Source organism: Hymenobacter sp. BT188, from assembly GCF_014333585.1.
Lineage (GTDB): Bacteria > Bacteroidota > Bacteroidia > Cytophagales > Hymenobacteraceae > Hymenobacter.
Genome location: NZ_JACSCW010000003.1, coordinates 384,733 through 404,323, shown reverse-complemented (window position 1 = coordinate 404,323; position 19,591 = coordinate 384,733). Strand labels below are relative to the sequence as shown.

Genomic DNA, 19,591 nt, shown 5'->3' with positions numbered 1-19,591 from the left:
CAACCTTTCTATAGAATAGGCATCTTCTGTTATACTCAGAAATGGCTACTGGAATGAGCTTTTTTAGCTTACTGAGTATATTGGCTGATTCTTAAACACCACATCATGGACCCAGAAGAAGAATTTTTGGAGAACGCAGCCACTCTTTTACGCTATGCAAAGGAGGAGCTCAAGCAGTTCCTAACGTGGACAGATAAGCAAGCCGCTTACGGACAGAAAGCAAAGGCATTAGTCCAACAAATTGATGGTTTAGCAGTGCAGATGAAGGAACTCCAAAAAGCCTATAAGGTGCGCTAAAGAGTTGTCACCTAATTATGTTTATGTTGTGTGTCTAGTAGATGTAGTGTTCGTATAATCTAGTCTTAAAATTTCAAAAGGCGTTTTCGTGGCCGCGTAGGGCTTGCACAATCGTGAGGCCTACGATCTGCACATCGAGTTGAAAGGAGGAATTGCGCAAGTACCAGATGTCGGCCTGCACGCGCTTTTCCATGGCCTGTAGCTCGCGTGTCTCCCCACGGTAGCCCTTCACTTGAGCCCAGCCCGTGATGCCGGGCGTGACGGCGTGCCGGTCCATAAAGCCGGCGATGCGCTGGGCGTACTCGTGTGTGTGCTGAAGCATGTGAGGGCGGGGCCCCACCACGGACATATCCCCGCGCAGCACGTTGATGAACTGAGGCAGCTCGTCAATGCTGGTTTTGCGGATGAACGCCCCTATACGAGTAATACGGTTATCGCCTCGGCTGGCCTGGCGCGAGTCGGCATCACTGCTCAGGCGCATGCTCCGAAACTTGAGGCAGTAGAAAGGTTTACCGTTCTTGCCCGTACGCAGCTGCTTAAAGAAGACGGGTCCTCGACTCTCGAGCTTGAGCAACAGGCCCAGCACCGGCACCAGCCAGCTGAGTACGAGCACCACCACTAGAAGTGAGAACGTGAGGTCAAATACGCGCTTTAATAAAGCATACCGTTGCTGGGGACTTAACGGCCGGGGTGTAAAAATTCGATACATATAAAAAAAGTTGCAGAGGTAAGAGGGCGGGGCAATAAACTAAATGCTGAAATGAGAAAGCTTAACAAGGATATAGTACTTGATATTGAGATATTCCTTTATTTTGTTGTCTTTAAACGTCTTCCAAAAATAACTGGGCAAATACTTATTTGCAAATAAAATGCAACAAAAATTTTAAATATTTATATAATTCAACATAACTCGGAAAAGTTATATTAAATAAATTATTAATTGTGTTTATCTGAAAAATTCCTGTAAATTTTATATTATACATTGTTTTAAATTAAATATTTAGATATGGGGTCATCCGTAAATCATCTTCTAATATTTCCCTTTAATAGATAAATACTGTATATTACCTATTTTTTATATTATAAAAACAAGCTGGCCATGTTTTTATATGGGCGTTATCAACTAAATATAATCCTAGATGCCAGCGTGCAACGATCAGAGTAAAAACAACAGTTGTGCCTAGCTTCCTATAATCGATAATACTTCATAAAGCATTGTTGGTCAATGAAGTGACATATATTAAATAGCTATGTAAACGTTTAGTATCGTTGCTCTCCCATGTATGGAGAGGTTACTATTACCTTAGATCAACGCCCTAAAAAAAGCCCCCCAGATAAAATCTGGGGGGCTTTTTTTAGGGCATTCAAGTTGTGACCCTACATCTCTGCGTTAGCCTCAGCTTTCTCTTTGTTCTTTTTCTTCTTGATTTTAACCTTACCAGCCGCTGGCGACTTCGTTTTCATTTTGCCGGCTTCATCAGTGCCATTGACTTGGCTGGACGTAGCGTAGGCACTAGTGCCTACGCCCGGATTAGGGCCCTTATTAACTACCGTCATTTCGTCAACAAGGTGCTTAGCGCCACCAAGCTTATCCACGCAAAATAACACGTAGCGGATGTCCACGTTGATGCAGCGCTTCAGATCGGGGTCGTAGGCTAGGTCGCCAGTCATGGCTTCCCAGTTGCCATCGAAGGCTAATCCGATCAACTCGCCTCGCCCGTTGATTACGGGCGAGCCGGAATTGCCCCCCGTAATGTCGTTATCTGTGATAAAGGCTACGGGCAGTTGTCCGTCCTTATTGGCATAAGGGCCGAAGTCTTTGGATTTCAGAAGCGCCACCTGCTTGGCCGGTACCACAAATTCAGGGTTTGTTGGATCTTCTTTTTCCAAAATTCCCTTGCCCGTAGTCTGGTAGTCGTAGCTCACAGCATCACGGCCTTCGTAGGGGCGCACGGTGCCGTAGCTTAGGCGCAACGTCGAGTTAGCATCAGGTGAGTATACTCTATCGGTGTTCTTGGCCCGCAAGCCCGCTACATACTGACGATTAGCCCGGCTCATAGTGGCCTGGCTGGCCTGAAGCTGGGGGGCAATCTTCTGCACGTAGTTCGTATACACCGAGTTCATCGTCTTGAACGCCGGATCTGCTTCCAGCTTGGCCAACGTAGGCGCCGCCAGAAAAGCATTCAGCTTAGTGGGAGAAGTCAGGAAGGTGTTGCCGAACACGTAGTCGGCGTACTTCTTCATGGAGCCGCCATACTGCTTGGCTACCGTCTGAAATACCTCCGGATGCTGCGATTTAGGTACATCGGTGTAATAGAGGCCCATTAAGGCCGCAAACACCTTCTTATCCGTGGTAGCGCTGTAATCTTTAAAGAATTCGGCGGCCGGCTCCTTCAAATCGGCTGTAGCCTTTTGTATGGCAGCCTTGTCGGCGTTTGGGTCTTTCAGCAATGAATGCAAAGGCAGCATCCGAGCCGCGAACGTCATGATTTCGGTACCAAATGCGGCTTCATTCAGGTAAACATTGCTTAGGTTGAACTCACGCAGGGCCGTGTAATTCTGATTAATATCCTGCAACGCGCTGCCGTAAAGCTGCTGGCGAGCCGGATCGGCCGCAATCCACTGGGCAAACTGGGCCTCTTCGGCTTTCTTCTTGTCCACTGTTTTCAAGCGCTTCATGCCCTCATTTTGCCCGATGAAGTACTTCCAATAGTTGGCAATGCTGGCGTACTTAGAGGCGTACTTTAGGCGTAGAGCTGGGTCAGCATCCATGTCTTCTTTCCACAGTTTCAGGCGGGTGTCGCGCAGCTTAATGCGGGCAGGATTGCTCTGGTCTAGGGTTAGCTGAAGGCCAGCTGCGGGCAAAAAGCGCTGCGTGCGGCCCGGAAAGCCGAACACCATGGCGAAGTCGCCTTCGCTCACGCCTTGCAGACTCACAGGCAAGTGCTTTTTGGGTACGTAGGGCACATTGTCGGCCACGTAGCCGGTGGTGGGCTTGTTGTCTTTGCTGGCGTACACCCGAAACATGGAGAAGTCGCCGGTGTGGCGGGGCCACATCCAGTTATCAGTGTCGCCGCCAAACTTACCCACCGATTCGGGTGGCGCGCCTACCAGCCGCACATCGCCAAAGCGCTGATACACGAACATATAGTACTCATTGCCGGCAAAGAAATCGCGCACGTAGGCTACGTATTGGCCATTCTCTTTGGCAGCATCGGCCAGCTGCTTCTGCCGCTGCTGCACCAGCGCGGCGCGCTCCTGCTCCGGCGTTTGGGGCGTGATGCCTTCCAGCACCTTACCAGTTACGTCTTCCATCCGCACCAGAATATCCACGAACAAACCTGGATTGGGCTTTTCCTCGCTTTTATTAGCGGCGAAAAAGCCGTCGGCGAGCAGGTTTTTCTCGGGCGTGCTGTGGCTCTGAATGGCATCATAGCCGCAGTGATGGTTGGTGAGCAGCAAGCCCTGCCCGCTCACAAATTCGCCCGTACAAAAGCCCCCCAGCTGCACCACGGCATCTTTGAGGCTGGCGTTATTGATGTCGTAGATCTCTTCGGCCGTCAGTTGCAGGCCTTTCTTCTGCATGTCCGCGTAGTTGAGGCGCTTCACAAGCATCGGCAGCCACATTCCTTCGTCGGCACGAGCAGCCATCGGTAGCAAGAGCGCCAGAAGCAGCGCATTTGCCCATATTTTTTTCAGCATAAGGGGTGGGTAATGGGAATGAAAAAGAGGAGTGAGCGTGTAAGAAAAGTGCTTAGGTAAAGCAAAGGTTAAACTTACTCAGGTGAGGCGAGTAGTGGGCAGTTTTTATGAAGCCTTGCCTTATAATTCTCAATCGACAAACTGCATAAGGCTTCTCTACTCACTAAACCAATTCTTCCTTTTTGTTTGTTGCTCAAGAGAATAAACACAAAAAGTAACTTGCCGTTGCTTTTTGCATAACCTCAGCCATGGCCTACCTGTTTCGGCGCTTTTTTCTTGCTCTAATCTGGGTGTACCGGCACTTTATTTCGCCGCTCACACCAGCCAGCTGCCGATATCAGCCTACCTGTTCGGCCTATGCCGCTGAAGCTATCGGCAAATTTGGCCCCTGGCGCGGTGGCTGGCTGGCGCTACGCCGTATTGGGCGCTGCCATCCGTGGGGCGGACATGGCTACGATCCCGTACCCTAAGCCGAATCCTGCGTATAGCTACCCATGCTCGTTGCTTGTGCCTCCTAAGGTCAGGCAACGTTTTTCTGTTTATATACTCTCAAATCATGCGTTTAATCCCCATAATCACACTGTCAATCAGCGCTTTGCTTGGCTGTGGCTGTTCGCAGGCTCAGTCCGATGAAGCACCGAGCGGCAAGAAGGACAAAAAGAAGGATAAGAAGGAAAGCCTAGAGAATCGTCTTATTGAAAGCTCAGTGCCAGGCTTGCGCCGCATGGGCTCGCTCAATAAAGCGGTGCCCGAAAGCTCCGGTCTGGCCCGCGCCGACAAGTCAGGCACCTTTTACACGCACGGCGACGCCGGCAACTCCCCTATCCTGTACAAGATCGACGCGACGGGCAAGCTCCTAAGCGAAACCAGACTTACGGTGCCGAACCAGGACTGGGAAAGCCTGGCGCAGGACAACCGCGGCAACATATTCGTGGTAGATGCGGGCAATAACAACAATAGCCGCCAGGACCTGGCTATTTATCGCCTCAACCCGGCCAGCCCCAAACAAATAGGTGCCATCCGCTTCACTTATGCGGATCAGCGCGAATTTCCGCCCGCTAAAGGTGAACGAAACTTTGACTGCGAAGCTGCACTCTGGCACGATGGCATGGTTTACCTCTTCACCCGCGACCGCGCAAATCAAACAACCAGCAAGGTTTATGCTGTACCAGATAAGCCTGGCCAGCAAACCGCCCGCCTCCTTACCAGCCTATCTCTCGACGGGGAAGTAACGGATGCTGACTTGAGTCCTGATGGCAAACGCTTGGCTTTAATGGGTAAGGAAGAGTTGTTTTTGTATGAAGGCAACTCGTTTGAGTCTCTGCTTAAGGCCACACCCCGCCGCATCGCATTAACGGGCGCGGGGCAAACGGAGGGCGTTGTTTTCACAGATAACCAAACGTTGGTTATCAGTACAGAAGAAGGCTCTATTTATCAATACTCACTACAGGGTCAATCGAACGCTGGAGCAAATGTTGGAGCCCAATAATCTGCTATCTAAGCTTACAAAAAAGCCCCCCAGAGTTGCTCTGGAGGGCTTTTTTGTGAGTTTAAGAACGGGTTACTTCGATTTGACCATTTTTTGGGCTTGCTCGGCGGCGGCCCTTGCTTCCAGATCTCGGGGGGCAAATCCGAAGGGGTTATTAGGCCATTTGCCGGCGCGCAGCAGCACCCATAAACCCATGAAAATCAGCGGAATACTTAGAATCTGACCCATATTCAGCACCATGCTGCTTTCAAAGTCGGACTGATCTTCCTTGAGAAACTCCACCAGAAAGCGGAAGGTAAACAACAGTACTACGAACAGACCAAACAATTGCCCCCTGGGCGTTTTTTCTTTCGTGCGGTTCCACATCAAATACAGCAGCACCAGCAGAAACACGCAGAACAGCGACTCATAAATCTGGGTTGGATGACGCGGAACAGCTACGCCATTCACTAGGTGTTCCGTGTCGCGCACAAACTTGAAGGCCCAAGGCACTGTGGTTTCGTGGCCAAAAATCTCGGAGTTGAAAAGATTACCCAAGCGGATGAGCGCCCCGCCAAGCGCCACCACAATCACAATCCGGTCGAGGGTCCAGAGGTAATCGAACTTATTATTGCGACTGAAGAGCCACACAGCCAACAAGATGCCCAACGTAGCACCATGGCTAGCCAGTCCTCCCTCCCATATCTTGAGAATATCGAGCGGATGGGCCAAGTAATAGCCGGGATCATAAAACAAGCAATGTCCGAGTCGGGCGCCGACAATGGTGCCCACCAGCATATAAATCGTAATGACATCGACCCACTGCGGCGATACGCGCTCGGAGCGGTAGATATGCGAGAGCACGAAGGTGCCCAGCACAAAGCCGGACATAAAGAGCAGGCCGTACCAACGCAGCGTGAGCGGTCCAATCTTAACGATTTCGGGCGCAACGTCCCAGGTAATGTAAGCGAGCAGCGAGGTCATGCGAAGGCGGAAGAGAGGTACAGTGGCAAAGGTAGGAATTCAGCGTTGGCAAGAAAGCAACTCGAAATTGCGCTTCATTCAGAGCAAAACAAACGATAGCACCACTTTGAAATTATAGCGAAGCCAATTCCTGCGTGAAGCCACCGCTCAGAATGGGGAAGCGCAGCCAGGAACGCGGATCGACATTATAGTCGTCGAGGTGGAAAGCGGGCGCGTAGCGTTCGCGCTTCCATTGGTTACGCGCCCACAGCGAATAGAAGCGCTTAACGTAGGTTTTCAGTTGCTCCGCATCAGTGGCCGCTTCTTCGTGCACCAACGTTGCCAACACCTGGCGCGGGCTGAGGCGGTCGTAGAAAGCCAGACGCTCAATACGGTTGAGCAGCACGTAAGGCATGAGGTCGCGCTCGTCGGTTTGCTTGTCTTCTAAGGGCCGTAGCTCAGCCGTGGGCTGCAAAGCATTCACGTGGCGCAAAGCTTGATAGCCAAGTTCTTTCTCAGCCCAGCGCAGCCATTTCTTCACAAAATCCTTATCGACGCCGGCAATGGGCGAAATGCTGCCGGCCGTGTCGCCATCCATCGTGCAGTACCCCACGGAAGCTTCGGATCGGTTGGACGTGGTGAGTAGCAGGCAGTTTTGCACGTTGGCCAATAGCCAAATGCCGGGCGCCCGTACCCGCGCCTGAATGTTCTGCAAAGCCAAATCATCGGTTTGCCACGTCAGCGGCCGGTTCAGGGCGTGCTCAATTTTGGCAACATACCCTTCTACTTCCTCATCGATGGTCCAGTCAAAGAAAATGCCCCCCAGTTCATCAGCCAGCTCCTTAGCCGACTGAAACGTGTCATCGGACGAGTTGACTGTACCTTGGTAGGCAGTAGTGAGCAGACGGCGGGTTAACTTTTGATTGATTGATTTTTGCTCCTGGTTAAGGAGGCTGAGGGAGGCATCCTTTGGACCGGGTGCATTCTGGTCGGGTACAGGCGCAACAGGGCCAGCTAGTGTCGCTATTTCTTCAGCGGTAAAACAACCAGCGCGACGCATGAACTCGGCCGTGCCCAGCTCTGCTGTACCCAAGCGCACCATTTCGGCTACGGCTACGGCGCACATGCAGGAATCGGCACCACCGCTGAGGGAAAGCACGAACCCGCGACTGCGAGCCTTCCGCATGTAATCAAACAGGGCCAAGCTAAGAGCTTGATTCAGCTCGCGGTACTCATCGGGCGCTGGCAGGGGCACCACATCCGTGGGGGGCAAATCAGCGTCAAAATCAACGTCTGTACACTCCAGATCTACTTCTTTGAAACTTAAGAGCTGATTACGGAGCAGCAAATGGCCATTGCGCGCCACCAGTATTTCGCCGTCGTAAATAATTCGCCCCGCTTCATTGCCGAGCAGATTGGCATAGAGGTAAGTGCAATTGTACTTGCGCGAAGCCTGCAATACGAGCTGGTAGCGCACATCGGTCTTGCTCATGGCAAAATGGCTGGCCGATGGATTCACAATAAGCTGCACGCCCCGCTCCATCAGTCGGCCCGCGGGCCGATCAGCGGTTGGGCGCCACGCATCCTCGCATATCTCGAAGCCAAAGCGTACGCCCTGGTGCTCAAAAATCAAGTCACCCAAGGGCCATTTCTCGCCTTGCCACTCGATGGTAGTGGTTTCGCCCGCCCGCCAGGAGTTAAAGAAGCGCGGCTCGTAATGTACGCCGTCGTTGGCGAGAAACTGCTTGGCCGCGAAGCCCAGTATTTCGCCGTCGCGCAGCACGGCGGCGGTATTATAAGTCCTCCCGTCAATACGCACGGGCAAGCCCACGCAAACCAGAATACCCGCCGTCCAGGGCCGAATCTGCTGTAGATATTCCAGTGCCGAGGCCGAAAGCCAGTCGCTTAGAAACAGGTCTTCGCACCCGTAGCCGGTAAGGCTTAGCTCCGGTAGGCATAGCAAATCGACACCGGCTGCCTTCGCCTGCTCAATAGCTTCGCGAATGGTGCGTAGGTTATGGTGCCAATCAAATGGAATCTGGTTGAGGGCAGCGCCAGCTAATCGCATGGAAAGAGAGAATAGTTTAGCCAACAACTACTTTTTGCCCCCCAGAGTTGTCCTAGCCGCTCAAAAGCTCCGAAGTAGACAGGTAGAGCAGCTATACGCCTAGGGCTGTAAGCGCACGCTCTGCTGCCGTCTGTTCAGCTTGTTTCTTGGAGAGGCCCATACCTGTGGCTACGGGTTCATCATCCACAAATACGGTCGCTGAAAATTCCATTACGCCACCCGTTTGGGGTTCGCCGGCCAACTCATAGCGCAAATGCTTTCCCTGACGCTGCGCCCACTCAATAAGCTTACTTTTGAAGTTGGCAGTCGTTGTGGTGAGCGACTTTACGTCTACGTAAGGCTTAATCAAGCGCGCCAGCACAAATTTACGAGCTGCTTTGTAGCCCTGATCCAGATACACAGCCCCTACTAAAGCCTCTAGTGCATTACCGTTTACAGACCGCGAGCGAGCAGCACGGCCTTGGGTTGGATCTAGCTGTACTAGCTTATCCAACCCAATTTTCAACGCCAGCGCATTCAGGCTTTCACGATTAACAATGCGAGAGCGCATTTCGGTGAGAAACCCTTCTTGCTCGTAGGGGTACTTGCGAAATAGATATTCGGCTACTACCGTTCCCAACACGGCATCGCCCAGAAACTCCAAGCGCTCGTTGCTTTGCGTACGACTCTTATCATTCTGTTGGCGCACCAGTGATGAGTGCGTAAACGCCAATTGGTACAGCCGAATGTTATCCGGCGCACGACCAGTGACTGTGGCAATGGCTTGGCGGAAAGCCTTATCCTGCCCCAGCAACCGCCGGAAGAATCCGAACAGTGGAAGTGGCTGCCCCGGCCGCGTCATTAGCCTCGAAATTTGCGAAACAGAACCGACGTATTGTGTCCACCAAAGCCAAAGGTGTTGCTTAGCGTCACGTTTATATCTCTCTTCTGAGCTTCGTTGAAAGTAAAGTTCAGGCGCGGGTCTAGTTCTGGGTCTGCAGTAAAGTGGTTGATGGTAGGCGGAATTATGCCGTGCTGCAAGGCCAAAATACACGCAATGGCCTCAATACCACCAGCACCGCCCAGCAAGTGGCCAGTCATGCTTTTGGTAGAGCTAATGTTCAGGTTGTAAGCGTGCTCACCAAATACCTTCTCGATGGCTTTCACTTCAGCACCATCGCCCAGAGGCGTGCTGGTACCGTGGGTATTAATGTAATCTACATCTTCTGGACCAATACCAGCGTCGCGCAGGGCATTTTGCATTACCAGCACTACGCCGTTACCCTCAGGGTCAGGAGCCGTGATGTGGTAAGCATCCGAAGACATACCGCCGCCGATAATCTCAGCGTATATTTTTGCCCCCCGAGCTACTGCGTGCTCATACGCTTCGAGAATGATAGCGCCACCACCTTCGCCCAGCACAAAGCCGTCACGCTCCTTATCGTAGGGGCGAGAAGCCTGCTCAGGCGCGTCGTTGCGCTCACTCATGGCCTTGAGAGCGTTGAATCCACCTACGCCAGCTTCCGTAATAGCCGCTTCCGAGCCACCTGTTACCATTACATCGGCCAGATTGAGGCGGATGTAGTTGTAAGCAGCGACAATAGAATCGGACGACGACGCGCAAGCCGAGGTGGTCACAAAATTTGGCCCCCGGAACTTGTGGCGAATGGAAATATTGCCCGACGAACTGTCGGCAATCATCTTCGGAATGAAGAAGGGGTTGTAGCGGGGTGTACCGTCACCTTTCGCAAAGCTGAAGCACTCCTCCTGAAAGGTCTTAAGGCCGCCGATACCGGAGCCCCAGATTACCCCTACCCGGTCACGGTCCACACCTTCCAGCAAGCCGGCATCCTTGATAGCTTCGTCGCTGGCAATGATGGCAAACTGCGTGAAGAAGTCCATTTTGCGGCCTTCCTTGCGCTCGAAGTAGTCATCGGGGTTGTACCCCTTTATCTCGCAGGCGAAACGGGTTTTGAACTTGCTGGCGTCAAAGCGCGTGATGGGCGCGGCACCGCTTACGCCCCTCGACAAACCATCCCAATACTCGGTGACGGTTTTGCCAAGAGGCGTAAGGGCACCAAGGCCGGTCACAACAACTCTCCGAAGAGACATAGGCTAACGGGAGAAATTAGAAAGCAAAACGGCCGGCGGCGGGCCGGCCGGTAAGCAATAGAACGGGTAACGGCTACAAAGCCGTTAGGTTATTTGGCGTGCTCCTCGAGGTAGCTGATAGCTTGACCCACGGTGGCGATGTTCTCTGCCTGATCGTCGGGGATAGACACGTTGAATTCTTTTTCGAACTCCATAATCAATTCGACAGTATCGAGCGAATCAGCGCCCAGATCGTTGGTGAAGCTAGCTTCTGGAGTTACTTCCGAGGCTTCAACGCCAAGCTTGTCAATGATAATGGCTTTTACTTTTTCTGCAATTTCAGACATTTCCGTGGGGGTTTAGAGAAAACTCGGCACAAATAACACTAACTTCCCTAACATTGTCAAACCAACCACCCCTAATCTTGCAGGTACAAGATTACGGCCGAGCCAGTTCCCGTTGGCTCCTGCGGTCCGTTGTTTTGTACTGATTAAGCCCGCAAGCACCCTATGAAAATGCTAACGCTGGATGTTGAGTATGACTGTGATTTTGAACTGTTTGGCCTCGTTTCATCAAGCCGGGAACACACCCTGGCTTGGACGCTGAATCAGGCCCTACGGTTGCGCTTGGTGAAGCAGCAAGACCTGATATATGACCTGCTAACAAAAGGTCGTTTAGTTATCAGCAATTATTTGTACGCCACTGAAACGCTTACTTTGCGCCTGTTGCGTAACCGCTCCGTGGACCCATCGCCATTGAAAAAGCCTTTTCTTGCTCCCGATATAAAGGAGTACGACTATCTGCTCCAGGTTAGCAATGGTTCGGGTGCCTTGGCAGCCAGCGAATTGATAGAACAACTTACTGCCCTACCCGCGGTGCAGTACGTATGTCAATTCGATCCTAATGAATTAAAATTTAAAGAAAATCTGCTGTTTTGATTAAGTAACACCAAGCTCCAGCTTGGTGTCTTACTCATAAACCTCATCCAAATTGCCCCCCAACTTACTCGTTTAACGATTCACCAAGCTGGAGCTTGGTGCTACCTGCTTATGGAACCTCGTCCCCATTTCAATAAAACCAAAATTGTGGCCACCGTTGGCCCCGCCTCTAGTTCCTACGAACGCTTGGGTACGCTCATCCGCGAGGGTGTCGATGTGTTTCGCCTCAATTTCTCGCACGGCGCTTATGAGGATCATCTGGCGGTAATCAACAATGTACGCCGCCTGAACAAAGATCTTCGCACCAATGTAGGCTTACTACAAGACTTGCAGGGGCCAAAAATTCGCCTTGGCGATGTTGAAGGCGGCGGCGTTGAGATTAAGCCCGGCGATAAGATTAAGCTTGTGTGCGGGGAAAAAGAAATTAGCACAGCGACGCGCTTAAGCACCATTTACATGGGTCTGGCCCGCGATGTGAAGGCTGGCGACATGATTCTGATTGACGACGGCAAAATTGAGCTGCGGGTGCTAGCCACTGACCGTGAGCAAGAAGTAGACGTGGAAGTTGTATACGGAGGCCTGGTGAAGCCCCGCAAAGGCATTAACCTGCCGGACTCGGATGTATCAGCCCCTTCGATGACCGAGAAAGATATCGAGGATCTTAAATTTGGTCTGGAACACGATGTGGATTGGGTTGCCCTTTCCTTTGCTCGCCGGGCTGAAGATATCCGATTCATTAAGTCTTTGATTGCAGAAAGTGGCAAGCAGACGCGCGTAGTAGCCAAAATTGAAACGCCAGAAGCCCTCCGCAACATTGACGAGATTATTGCACTAACGGATGCGGTTATGGTGGCCCGTGGTGACTTGGGTGTGGAAATCAACGGTGGTGAGGTGCCACTGGCGCAGAAGATGATTATTGAGAAGTGCAATAAGCTCGGCAAGCCGGTGATCGTCGCTACCCAGATGATGGAGAGTATGATTACAAACCCACGTCCAACGCGCGCCGAAACCAACGACGTAGCCAATGCCGTGCTCGATGGTGCCGATGCGCTCATGCTATCCGCTGAAACGGCCGTTGGTGAGTATCCAGTGGAGGTAATTCGCTCCATGGTAAATACCGTGCGCAGTGTTGAAACCCACGCGAACAATATTTTCCACCGCTTCCATCCCATCGATCCAGCCGCACCATCTTTTATGGTCGACAGTGTACTATCTGCGGCTGTTCACTTAGCTCGTAATACGAAAGCCAGCGCCATCACTGGCTTGACGCACCGCGGCTACACGGCTTTCCAAATCGCCAAATACCGTCCTAAAGCCGATATTTTCGTCTTCACCGACACACGCAACCTACTGACAGTATTAAGCTTAGTGTGGGGCGTACGGGCTTTCTACTATGACCGTATGGTGAGCACCGATAATACCGTTTCTGACATTAAGTACGTCCTTACCACTACCGGTAACCTCAAGCCGGGAGACGTATTCATCAATACTGCTTCTATGCCTATCAACGAGAAAGGCAAGACGAATATGGTAAAGGTGAGCGTGGCGTAAATATTCCAAGCAATAAACAGAAGCTGAGTTGATTCACTCAGCTTCTGTTTATTGCTTGGATTAATAGAAACATGAAAAGGCCCTGCACTTACGCGCAGGGCCTTTTCTATGATAGAGCAGAAAACCTCTTAAATAATTAAGCGGTAGCCAGCGAGTTCACGAACTTGGTCAGGCTCGACTTGTTGTTAGCCGCCTTATTCTTGTGAATGATGTTCTTTTTGGCCAGACGATCCAGCATCGACGATACTTTCTTCAGCAGCTCTTGCGCTTCGGTAGCATCGGTGGCAGCACGCAGCTTCTTGATAGCGGTGCGGGTAGATTTGGCCTGGTAACGGTTCAACACGCGCTTGGCTTCGTTGGAACGGATGCGCTTGAGGGCCGATTTATGATTCGCCATGGTATGGAAATAGTGACGTTCTGCTCGATTTAAATTTCAGTTCGGGTGGCAAAGGTAAGGCTTTGGACGGAAATACCAAATAGCTTCCTCTCACTTTCGCTTCATGTTGGAGCAGTTAACTAATAGCGCGCCTCTTTTTAAAGCTTTGTCTAACCCGACAGTATTGGTATGCATGACGAACTTTTTTCTGCGTTTATACTTTAGGAAGTGATTTTTGTCTATTTTAGAGTAACACCGCCGGGCAAACACCATTCTATACCTTTTGGTCATGCCGCTTATTCAACACTCGCGCTATCAGCCGCCGTTTTACATGTTTAACGGCCATTTGCAGACCATTGTGCCCAGCCTGTGGCGCACGGTACCCGATGTACGCTATCAACGCGAACGGGTGGAAACCGACGATGGTGACTTCTTGGACCTTGACTGGTCGAGAGTAGCGGAAGGGAAAGCAGCTGACACGTTGACTATCGTCTCGCACGGGCTGGAGGGCGACGCCAGCCGACCGTATGTGCGTGGTATGGTACGAGCTATTAACCGCGCTGGATTCGATGCCTTGGCGTGGAACTACCGCAGCTGCAGTGGCGAAATGAACCGCTTGCTCCGCTCCTACCATCTCGGCGACACCGATGACTTGGATTTTGTGGTGCGCTATGCAATGGGTGCAGGCCATTACCGTCGCCTGTTTCTCACTGGCTTTTCTGCTGGTGGTAACGTGACCCTAAAATATCTTGGGGAAAAGGCTGATCGTGTGCCTGCTCAGGTACAGCGCGCTGCTGTGTTTTCGGTACCAACTGATCTGAAGTCTAGCTCTCAGCATATCGCCCGCCCCGAAAACCGAGTGTATCTGAACCGATTTTTAAAAACGCTACGAGCTAAGATGCGCCAAAAGGCTGAATTACTGCCGGGGCAAGTGGATATTGAAAACTTGGAGGAGTTGCGCGACTTCGTGCAGTTTGATGACCGCTTTACGGCTCCCATGCACGGCTTCAAGTCGGCCGACGATTACTACGAGCATTCCAGTTCAGGCCGCTATATCGAGCATATTCGGGTACCTACCCTCATTGTGAATGCCGAAAACGACCCATTTTTGCCCCCCGCCTGCTTCCCCCGCGACGCGGCCGCAAATAGTCAATTCGTGTTTTTGGAAACGCCCCGTGAAGGCGGACACGTAGGGTTCCCCGAGGGTACTCCGGATGGCAATTACTATTCGGAGCGCCGCGCTATTGAATTTCTAACTGCGGAAGTGCCAGCGTAAGCAAGATGAAGCGCTATACAGTAGTTGCGGGCACGAAGACGACTTTCTTCGTCTCGAAAAACTCTTCCTTGAAATAGTCGCTTAGGTCAAATAAAGTGGCAGGCAGGCCTGCTTCGGCTATTTCTTCCGTTAAATCGCCGCCTTTCAAATAGTACAAGCCGCTGGTAGCGTCGCCGGTGCGCTTGTAGCGCTGGGCAATCCAGGTATGAAAGGTGGCTAAGCGCGCCACAGCACGGCTCACTATGTAGTCAAACTTATGGCGAACCTGTTCGGCGCGCGTCTGCTCAGCCGTGACGTTAGTGAGATGAAGGGCTAACGCCATTTCCTGCACTGCATGAATCTTTTTGCCGATACTATCAACGAGGTGAAATTTCACTTCGGGAAACAGAATAGCCAGCGGCAAGCCCGGCAGGCCACCACCTGTGCCTACATCCAGAACCGAACTGCCAGACGTAAATTCTACCACCTTCGCAATGCCCAAGGAGTGCAGAAAGTGGCGCTCCACTAAGTTTTCGACATCGGTTCGCGCCACAAGATTCAGGCGCTCATTCCAGCTTTTAAACTCTACCTCGAGTTGCTGAAAACGCTGACGCTGCTGGTCGGTAAGGTGCGGGAAGTAATGGTGAATCAGGTCCATGAGAACAAAACTACGATGCTTGCTTATGTAGTACTATCACTTTTTGTCGTGGCACCACATGTTTATAACCAAAAAAGCCCCCCAGAAAATATCTGGGGGGCTTTTTTTAGATGATGTGCTTCTTGTTCTTCACCATGTCATAGAGCAACTCGCGGGCGCGGTGCAGCTGGGCTTTAACGGTGCCAAGCGGGGCTTTTAGCTCGGTGGCAATTTCTTCGTAGCTCAACTCGTCGAAGTAGCGCAGCGTAACCAAGCGCTGGTACTTATCGGGCAGCCGGGATACGACGTGCTGCATGATTTCGATCTTCTGGTTCTTGATGGCCGACTCCTGCGGATTTAGGTTCTGGTCGCGGAAGTCAATCGTGATTTCGTCACCGTTGTCAATCTTGATAGCCGAGTCAATCGACATCGTCTTGATCTTATTCTTGCGAATAAAGTCGATGCAGTTGTTGGTGGCTATGCGAAACAGCCAGGTGCTGAAGGCGTACTCGGGGTTGAACTTGTGCAGGTTGCGGAATGCTTTGGCAAATGCCTCAATGGTTAAGTCCTCGGCGTCGTCGGGGTTGCGCACCATTTTGAGCACAACATGGTACACCGGCTTCTTGTAAATCTGCATCAGCTCGGCGTAGGCTTTTTCGTCGCCCTGCTCAACGGCGGCCCGAATTAGCTTGAAGTCATGCTTAGCTTTGGCGGAGAATTGTTTCTGTATTTCCTGGTTGTTTACTTCCATCGGAGGGTGCGGTAGAGGAACAGTGAAATTCCCAGAGCGAAATAATTAAAAAAATAAACTGCGTCGAGGACTGGTAACAGCCAAAAAGGCAGACGGTCGGCTAAATGACGGCCGAGCCGAGCGTGGGTTGCGCTCATCGCCCCCGTGCGAACTGCCCATATGACGGCCAAAGGTATCCAATCGGGCCGGGAAAATACGAGCAAAGTTGCTGTGAAATAAAAAAGTAGATTAGTACCAATAAACGTTCCAATTCGGACCTGATCTTTCCAAGAGTAGCGCGGTCCGGCCGATAAATGACGCCGCTTTTGCCGCCACCACGCCGCCCAGGTTAGAGCCGGCCAACTCACGGTTTGAGCGGCTGGATGCGCCTGAACGGCCACTCGCTGCCCTTGCGCTACGGCATCCTGCACCAGCAGGTCGTCGTCGCCGCCCAAGCGCCGCAAGTGAGAAGCAAAGCCTTTGGTAGCTTGAAAACAGCTTTTGGTATAAGCCAGATTTCGCCCCACTCCCATATAGGGATTACCACGCCACGCGAACGACAGATACTGTGCTCCGGTCAGCAAGGTTTCAAACCGAATCAGCTTATTCAAAAACCCTGGGCCTGACGCGTATCCTGAGTAACCAAGCACAATATCGGCGGGCTGCGCAAAGCCACTTTGCATGGATTTGATCCACTGATTTGCAGCAGGGCAGCAGTCAGCATCGGTAAAGAGCAACTGCTCGTATCGGGCGGCTTTTATACCCAATGTAAGGGCATACTTCTTCGGCGAAAGCTCGGCTGGCGTATTTAATACGGATACTAAGCGTACGTGCGGGTAAATCTGGGTGAATTGCTGAATGAAGCTGGCAGTGCCATCAGTCGAGCGGTCGTCAACCAGAATTACCTCGAAGCCTGCTGGGTAATCTTGCTGTATTAATAGTGGCAGCAACCGCCGTAGGTTTTCCAGCTCATTATGAGCACACACTACCACTGAAACGGGCTCCGCCGCAGCTTCATCAGGCGCAGCCGAAATGGGGCGACTAATAAAGGATAGAAAATAATAGCCGGCGTAGTAGAGCTGAACTAGCACGCACGCCAGCAACAGCCAGACCGCGGGCGAAAAAGGCAGGGACAAGGCGCGGAGGGTCAGTGGGGGGCAAAATTAGGTATTAATCACGGGCAGCGGGCTACCTTTGCAGATTCTACCGTCGTTTCCCGCCAACGCTCGCCGGAAACCCCTCTTAGTGATTAGATGACCTTCGATTTAGTAGCCCACGATCCGCAGACCAAAGCCCGCGCCGGCGTGGTGCATACCGCCCACGGCGCCATCGAGACGCCCATTTTTATGCCCGTTGGCACAGCTGGCACCGTGAAAGCCGTGCAGCAGCGCGACCTCACCAACGACGTACAAGCCCAGATTATCCTCGGCAATACCTACCATCTGTATCTGCGGCCCGGCCTCGACATTCTGCGCCAAGCTGGCGGCCTACACAAATTCAACGGCTGGGACCATCCGATTCTGACTGACAGCGGAGGCTACCAAGTGTACTCTTTAAGTAACACCCGCAAGATCAAGGAGGAAGGCGTCAAGTTTCGCTCCCATATTGATGGCTCCCAGCATTTGTTTTCGCCGGAGGGCGTGATGGATATTCAGCGCACTATCGGGGCCGATATTATCATGGCTTTCGATGAGTGCACGCCGTGGCCCTGTGAGTACGACTACGCCCGCCGCTCCTTGGATATGACGCACCGCTGGCTCACACGCTGCATTCAGCGCTTCGACAACACGGAGGGTCACTACGGTTACGAGCAAACGCTTTTCCCCATTGTACAGGGCAGCACCTTCAAAGATCTGCGCATTAAATCAGCCGAGTTTATAGCCGAGCAGCAGCGCGAAGGCAACGCCATCGGCGGCCTGAGCGTGGGTGAGCCCGCCGAGTTGATGTACGAGATGACCGAGCTGGTATGCGATATTTTGCCCCCCGACAAGCCCCGCTACCTCATGGGTGTGGGTACGCCGGCTAATATCCTGGAAAACATCGCGCTCGGCGTGGATATGTTCGACTGTGTGATGCCCACACGCAATGCCCGCAATGGCATGCTGTTCACCACGCAAGGCATCATCAACATCACCAATAAGAAATGGGCGACTGACTTTGAGCCGATTGATGCTGAACTTGGTGGCTACGTGAGTACGTTTTATACGCGGGCCTACGTTCGGCATTTATTCCAGAGCCAGGAAATGCTCGGCCCGCAGATTGCCTCTATTCACAACCTCACTTTTTACCTCTGGCTGGTAAAGCAAGCGCGCGCCCACATCATCGCCGGCACCTTCCGAGAGTGGAAGGAGAACATGGTGAAACAGGTAATGACCCGATTATAAGTTTGTATTTCGTTGCTCGTGCTGAGTAGGAATACCTAGCTGATCATCCACGAAAACACATTAACGCAACTCGAAGTGAAGCTTCTCGATAAGTACATCCTCAAAAAATTCCTGACCGCGTTTCTGTTCACGGTTGTGATGTTGGTGGCTGTAATTTGTGTGATCGACTTCACAGAGAAGAACGACGATTTTATCAAGCATAACCTGGCTGCTAAGACGATTATCCTTGATTATTACGTCAATCTGTTCCCCTATTTCGCCAATCTGCTCTCGCCCATTACGGTATTTATTGCCGTCGTTTTCGTAACGGCGCAGCTCGCCTCGCGTACTGAAATTGTGGCGATTCTGGCCAGTGGGATTAGTTTTCCACGGCTCTTGGTGCCGTATGTAATGGGGGGCGTTATTATCGGCGTGGCCACATTTGGCCTTATTGGTTGGGTAATTCCGATTACCAGTAAAACGCGGGTGGAGTTCGAGCGCAAATACACCAAGCGGCAGTTTCGCTTCGATCAGCGCAACGTGCATATTAAAGTGGGGCCACGCAGCTACGCCTACATGGAGAGCTACGATAACACGAATAATATCGGTTACCGCTTCGCACTGGAGGACATTGAGGGCACTACGCTCAAGCGCCGCCTCACCGCCGACGCCATTACATGGGACTCGGTAAAACGGGCCTGGCGTCTCTCACCCCAACTAGTGCGCACCTTCGACGGGCAGAACGAAAGCCTAAAGTCCTACCCGGCCCGCGACACCACGCTCAACCTGTATCCTAAGGACTTTGCCAGCACCTATCGCCTGGCCGAAACGCTCACGTTGCCCGAGTTGAACCGATTTATTCAGCAGAAAATCGACCGCGGCGCCAGCGATACCCAAACGTATTTGAGCGAGAAGTACGAGCGCTACGCCTACCCGTTTGCCATCCTTATTCTGACTGTCATCGGCGTTATTTTGAGCGCGGGCAAGTCGCGCAGTGGCGTGGGGGGCAAAATTGCGCTGGGCTTCGTGCTGGCTTTCATCTTTATCATCTTCGTGATTCTGAGCCGCAACTTGGCTGCTGTCGGGTCGCTGTCGCCTCTGCTGGCAGCTTGGATTCCCAGTATGGTGTTCTCCGTCATTGGGCTAGTCCTGTATAGGTTGGTGCCGAAATAA

19 protein-coding genes are annotated in these 19,591 nt (G+C 52.0%); 8 read left to right on the top strand and 11 right to left on the bottom strand.

Annotated features, from left to right (window positions below):
• Positions 1 to 105: 105 nt before the first annotated feature.
• Positions 106 to 297, top strand: a complete 192-nt coding sequence (locus tag H8B13_RS09850) for a hypothetical protein (protein ID WP_187310629.1) — start codon at positions 106 to 108, stop codon at positions 295 to 297.
• 73 nt (positions 298 to 370) lie between these two features.
• Here H8B13_RS09850 and H8B13_RS09845 read toward each other — a convergent pair whose 3' ends face one another.
• On the bottom strand, positions 371 to 1,006 hold the full coding sequence (locus tag H8B13_RS09845) for a sugar transferase (protein WP_187310628.1): 636 nt from the start codon (positions 1,004 to 1,006) through the stop codon (positions 371 to 373).
• Between the two features lie 668 nt (positions 1,007 to 1,674).
• On the bottom strand, positions 1,675 to 3,999 hold the full coding sequence (locus H8B13_RS09840; RefSeq protein WP_187310627.1) for a S46 family peptidase: 2,325 nt from the start codon (positions 3,997 to 3,999) through the stop codon (positions 1,675 to 1,677).
• A 248-nt stretch (positions 4,000 to 4,247) separates the two neighbouring features.
• Between H8B13_RS09840 and yidD the strand changes: the two genes are divergently transcribed.
• Positions 4,248 to 4,469 carry a membrane protein insertion efficiency factor YidD gene (gene yidD / locus H8B13_RS09835; protein WP_187310626.1) on the top strand — a complete coding sequence of 74 codons (222 nt, stop codon included), beginning with the start codon at positions 4,248 to 4,250 and terminating at the stop codon, positions 4,467 to 4,469.
• Between the two features lie 86 nt (positions 4,470 to 4,555).
• Positions 4,556 to 5,488: a hypothetical protein gene (locus H8B13_RS09830; RefSeq protein WP_187310625.1), complete on the top strand. Its 933-nt coding sequence runs from the start codon at positions 4,556 to 4,558 to the stop codon at positions 5,486 to 5,488.
• A 72-nt stretch (positions 5,489 to 5,560) separates the two neighbouring features.
• On the opposite strand, the gene lgt is transcribed toward H8B13_RS09830, so the two are convergent.
• The 5 genes from lgt to H8B13_RS09805 form a co-directional block, all read right to left on the bottom strand.
• Entirely contained in the window at positions 5,561 to 6,451 is an 891-nt protein-coding gene (gene lgt, locus H8B13_RS09825; RefSeq protein WP_187310624.1) for a prolipoprotein diacylglyceryl transferase, read from the bottom strand.
• Positions 6,452 to 6,563: 112 nt separating this feature from the next.
• Positions 6,564 to 8,498: an NAD(+) synthase gene (gene nadE / locus H8B13_RS09820; protein WP_187310623.1), complete on the bottom strand. Its 1,935-nt coding sequence runs from the start codon at positions 8,496 to 8,498 to the stop codon at positions 6,564 to 6,566.
• 91 nt (positions 8,499 to 8,589) lie between these two features.
• A complete protein-coding gene (rnc, locus tag H8B13_RS09815; protein WP_187310622.1) occupies positions 8,590 to 9,339 on the bottom strand; it encodes a ribonuclease III in 750 nt (249 codons plus the stop codon).
• Positions 9,339 to 10,589: a beta-ketoacyl-ACP synthase II gene (gene fabF, locus H8B13_RS09810; RefSeq protein ID WP_187310621.1), complete on the bottom strand. Its 1,251-nt coding sequence runs from the start codon at positions 10,587 to 10,589 to the stop codon at positions 9,339 to 9,341. Before fabF ends, rnc begins: the two co-directional genes overlap by 1 nt.
• A gap of 89 nt (positions 10,590 to 10,678) precedes the next feature.
• A complete protein-coding gene (locus H8B13_RS09805) occupies positions 10,679 to 10,915 on the bottom strand; it encodes an acyl carrier protein (protein ID WP_073109216.1) in 237 nt (78 codons plus the stop codon).
• Positions 10,916 to 11,077: 162 nt separating this feature from the next.
• Here H8B13_RS09805 and H8B13_RS09800 point away from each other — a divergent pair, with 162 nt between their 5' ends.
• Together H8B13_RS09800 and pyk are read left to right on the top strand one after the other, a co-directional pair.
• On the top strand, positions 11,078 to 11,506 hold the full coding sequence (locus H8B13_RS09800) for an IPExxxVDY family protein (protein WP_187310620.1): 429 nt from the start codon (positions 11,078 to 11,080) through the stop codon (positions 11,504 to 11,506).
• 111 nt (positions 11,507 to 11,617) lie between these two features.
• Positions 11,618 to 13,057, top strand: a complete 1,440-nt coding sequence (gene pyk / locus H8B13_RS09795; RefSeq protein WP_187310619.1) for a pyruvate kinase — start codon at positions 11,618 to 11,620, stop codon at positions 13,055 to 13,057.
• Positions 13,058 to 13,193: 136 nt separating this feature from the next.
• Here the strand turns inward: pyk and rpsT are convergent, their stop codons facing one another.
• Positions 13,194 to 13,454, bottom strand: coding sequence for a 30S ribosomal protein S20 (rpsT, locus tag H8B13_RS09790; RefSeq protein ID WP_187310618.1), 261 nt, complete (start codon positions 13,452 to 13,454; stop codon positions 13,194 to 13,196).
• Positions 13,455 to 13,722: 268 nt separating this feature from the next.
• Here rpsT and H8B13_RS09785 point away from each other — a divergent pair, with 268 nt between their 5' ends.
• A complete protein-coding gene (locus H8B13_RS09785; protein ID WP_187310617.1) occupies positions 13,723 to 14,709 on the top strand; it encodes a YheT family hydrolase in 987 nt (328 codons plus the stop codon).
• A 13-nt stretch (positions 14,710 to 14,722) separates the two neighbouring features.
• On the opposite strand, the gene rsmG is transcribed toward H8B13_RS09785, so the two are convergent.
• From rsmG to H8B13_RS09770, 3 genes are all read right to left on the bottom strand, one after another.
• Positions 14,723 to 15,346, bottom strand: a complete 624-nt coding sequence (rsmG, locus tag H8B13_RS09780) for a 16S rRNA (guanine(527)-N(7))-methyltransferase RsmG (RefSeq protein ID WP_187310616.1) — start codon at positions 15,344 to 15,346, stop codon at positions 14,723 to 14,725.
• 106 nt (positions 15,347 to 15,452) lie between these two features.
• A complete protein-coding gene (locus tag H8B13_RS09775; protein ID WP_084444334.1) occupies positions 15,453 to 16,076 on the bottom strand; it encodes an RNA polymerase sigma factor in 624 nt (207 codons plus the stop codon).
• Complete coding sequence (locus H8B13_RS09770) at positions 16,067 to 17,191, bottom strand: glycosyltransferase (protein WP_187310615.1); 1,125 nt, start codon at positions 17,189 to 17,191, stop codon at positions 16,067 to 16,069. Before H8B13_RS09770 ends, H8B13_RS09775 begins: the two co-directional genes overlap by 10 nt.
• Before the next feature lie 117 nt (positions 17,192 to 17,308).
• Between H8B13_RS09770 and tgt the strand changes: the two genes are divergently transcribed.
• Together tgt and H8B13_RS09760 are read left to right on the top strand one after the other, a co-directional pair.
• Complete coding sequence (gene tgt, locus H8B13_RS09765) at positions 17,309 to 18,439, top strand: tRNA guanosine(34) transglycosylase Tgt (RefSeq protein ID WP_187310614.1); 1,131 nt, start codon at positions 17,309 to 17,311, stop codon at positions 18,437 to 18,439.
• A 75-nt stretch (positions 18,440 to 18,514) separates the two neighbouring features.
• Positions 18,515 to 19,591 (top strand): LptF/LptG family permease, encoded by a 1,077-nt coding sequence (locus H8B13_RS09760; RefSeq protein ID WP_166074378.1) that lies wholly within the window; start codon positions 18,515 to 18,517, stop codon positions 19,589 to 19,591.

Excerpts from the sequence above, each read along its gene's own strand:
- H8B13_RS09850 (WP_187310629.1), top strand. The coding sequence starts at position 106 with ATGGACCCAGAAGAAGAATTTTTGGAGAACGCAGCCACTCTTTTACGC.
- H8B13_RS09845 (WP_187310628.1), bottom strand. The coding sequence starts at position 1,006 with ATGTATCGAATTTTTACACCCCGGCCGTTAAGTCCCCAGCAACGGTAT.
- H8B13_RS09840 (WP_187310627.1), bottom strand. The coding sequence starts at position 3,999 with ATGCTGAAAAAAATATGGGCAAATGCGCTGCTTCTGGCGCTCTTGCTA.
- yidD (WP_187310626.1), top strand. The coding sequence starts at position 4,248 with ATGGCCTACCTGTTTCGGCGCTTTTTTCTTGCTCTAATCTGGGTGTAC.
- H8B13_RS09830 (WP_187310625.1), top strand. The coding sequence starts at position 4,556 with ATGCGTTTAATCCCCATAATCACACTGTCAATCAGCGCTTTGCTTGGC.
- lgt (WP_187310624.1), bottom strand. The coding sequence starts at position 6,451 with ATGACCTCGCTGCTCGCTTACATTACCTGGGACGTTGCGCCCGAAATC.
- nadE (WP_187310623.1), bottom strand. The coding sequence starts at position 8,498 with ATGCGATTAGCTGGCGCTGCCCTCAACCAGATTCCATTTGATTGGCAC.
- rnc (WP_187310622.1), bottom strand. The coding sequence starts at position 9,339 with ATGACGCGGCCGGGGCAGCCACTTCCACTGTTCGGATTCTTCCGGCGG.
- fabF (WP_187310621.1), bottom strand. The coding sequence starts at position 10,589 with ATGTCTCTTCGGAGAGTTGTTGTGACCGGCCTTGGTGCCCTTACGCCT.
- H8B13_RS09805 (WP_073109216.1), bottom strand. The coding sequence starts at position 10,915 with ATGTCTGAAATTGCAGAAAAAGTAAAAGCCATTATCATTGACAAGCTT.
- H8B13_RS09800 (WP_187310620.1), top strand. The coding sequence starts at position 11,078 with ATGAAAATGCTAACGCTGGATGTTGAGTATGACTGTGATTTTGAACTG.
- pyk (WP_187310619.1), top strand. The coding sequence starts at position 11,618 with ATGGAACCTCGTCCCCATTTCAATAAAACCAAAATTGTGGCCACCGTT.
- rpsT (WP_187310618.1), bottom strand. The coding sequence starts at position 13,454 with ATGGCGAATCATAAATCGGCCCTCAAGCGCATCCGTTCCAACGAAGCC.
- H8B13_RS09785 (WP_187310617.1), top strand. The coding sequence starts at position 13,723 with ATGCCGCTTATTCAACACTCGCGCTATCAGCCGCCGTTTTACATGTTT.
- rsmG (WP_187310616.1), bottom strand. The coding sequence starts at position 15,346 with ATGGACCTGATTCACCATTACTTCCCGCACCTTACCGACCAGCAGCGT.
- H8B13_RS09775 (WP_084444334.1), bottom strand. The coding sequence starts at position 16,076 with ATGGAAGTAAACAACCAGGAAATACAGAAACAATTCTCCGCCAAAGCT.
- tgt (WP_187310614.1), top strand. The coding sequence starts at position 17,309 with ATGACCTTCGATTTAGTAGCCCACGATCCGCAGACCAAAGCCCGCGCC.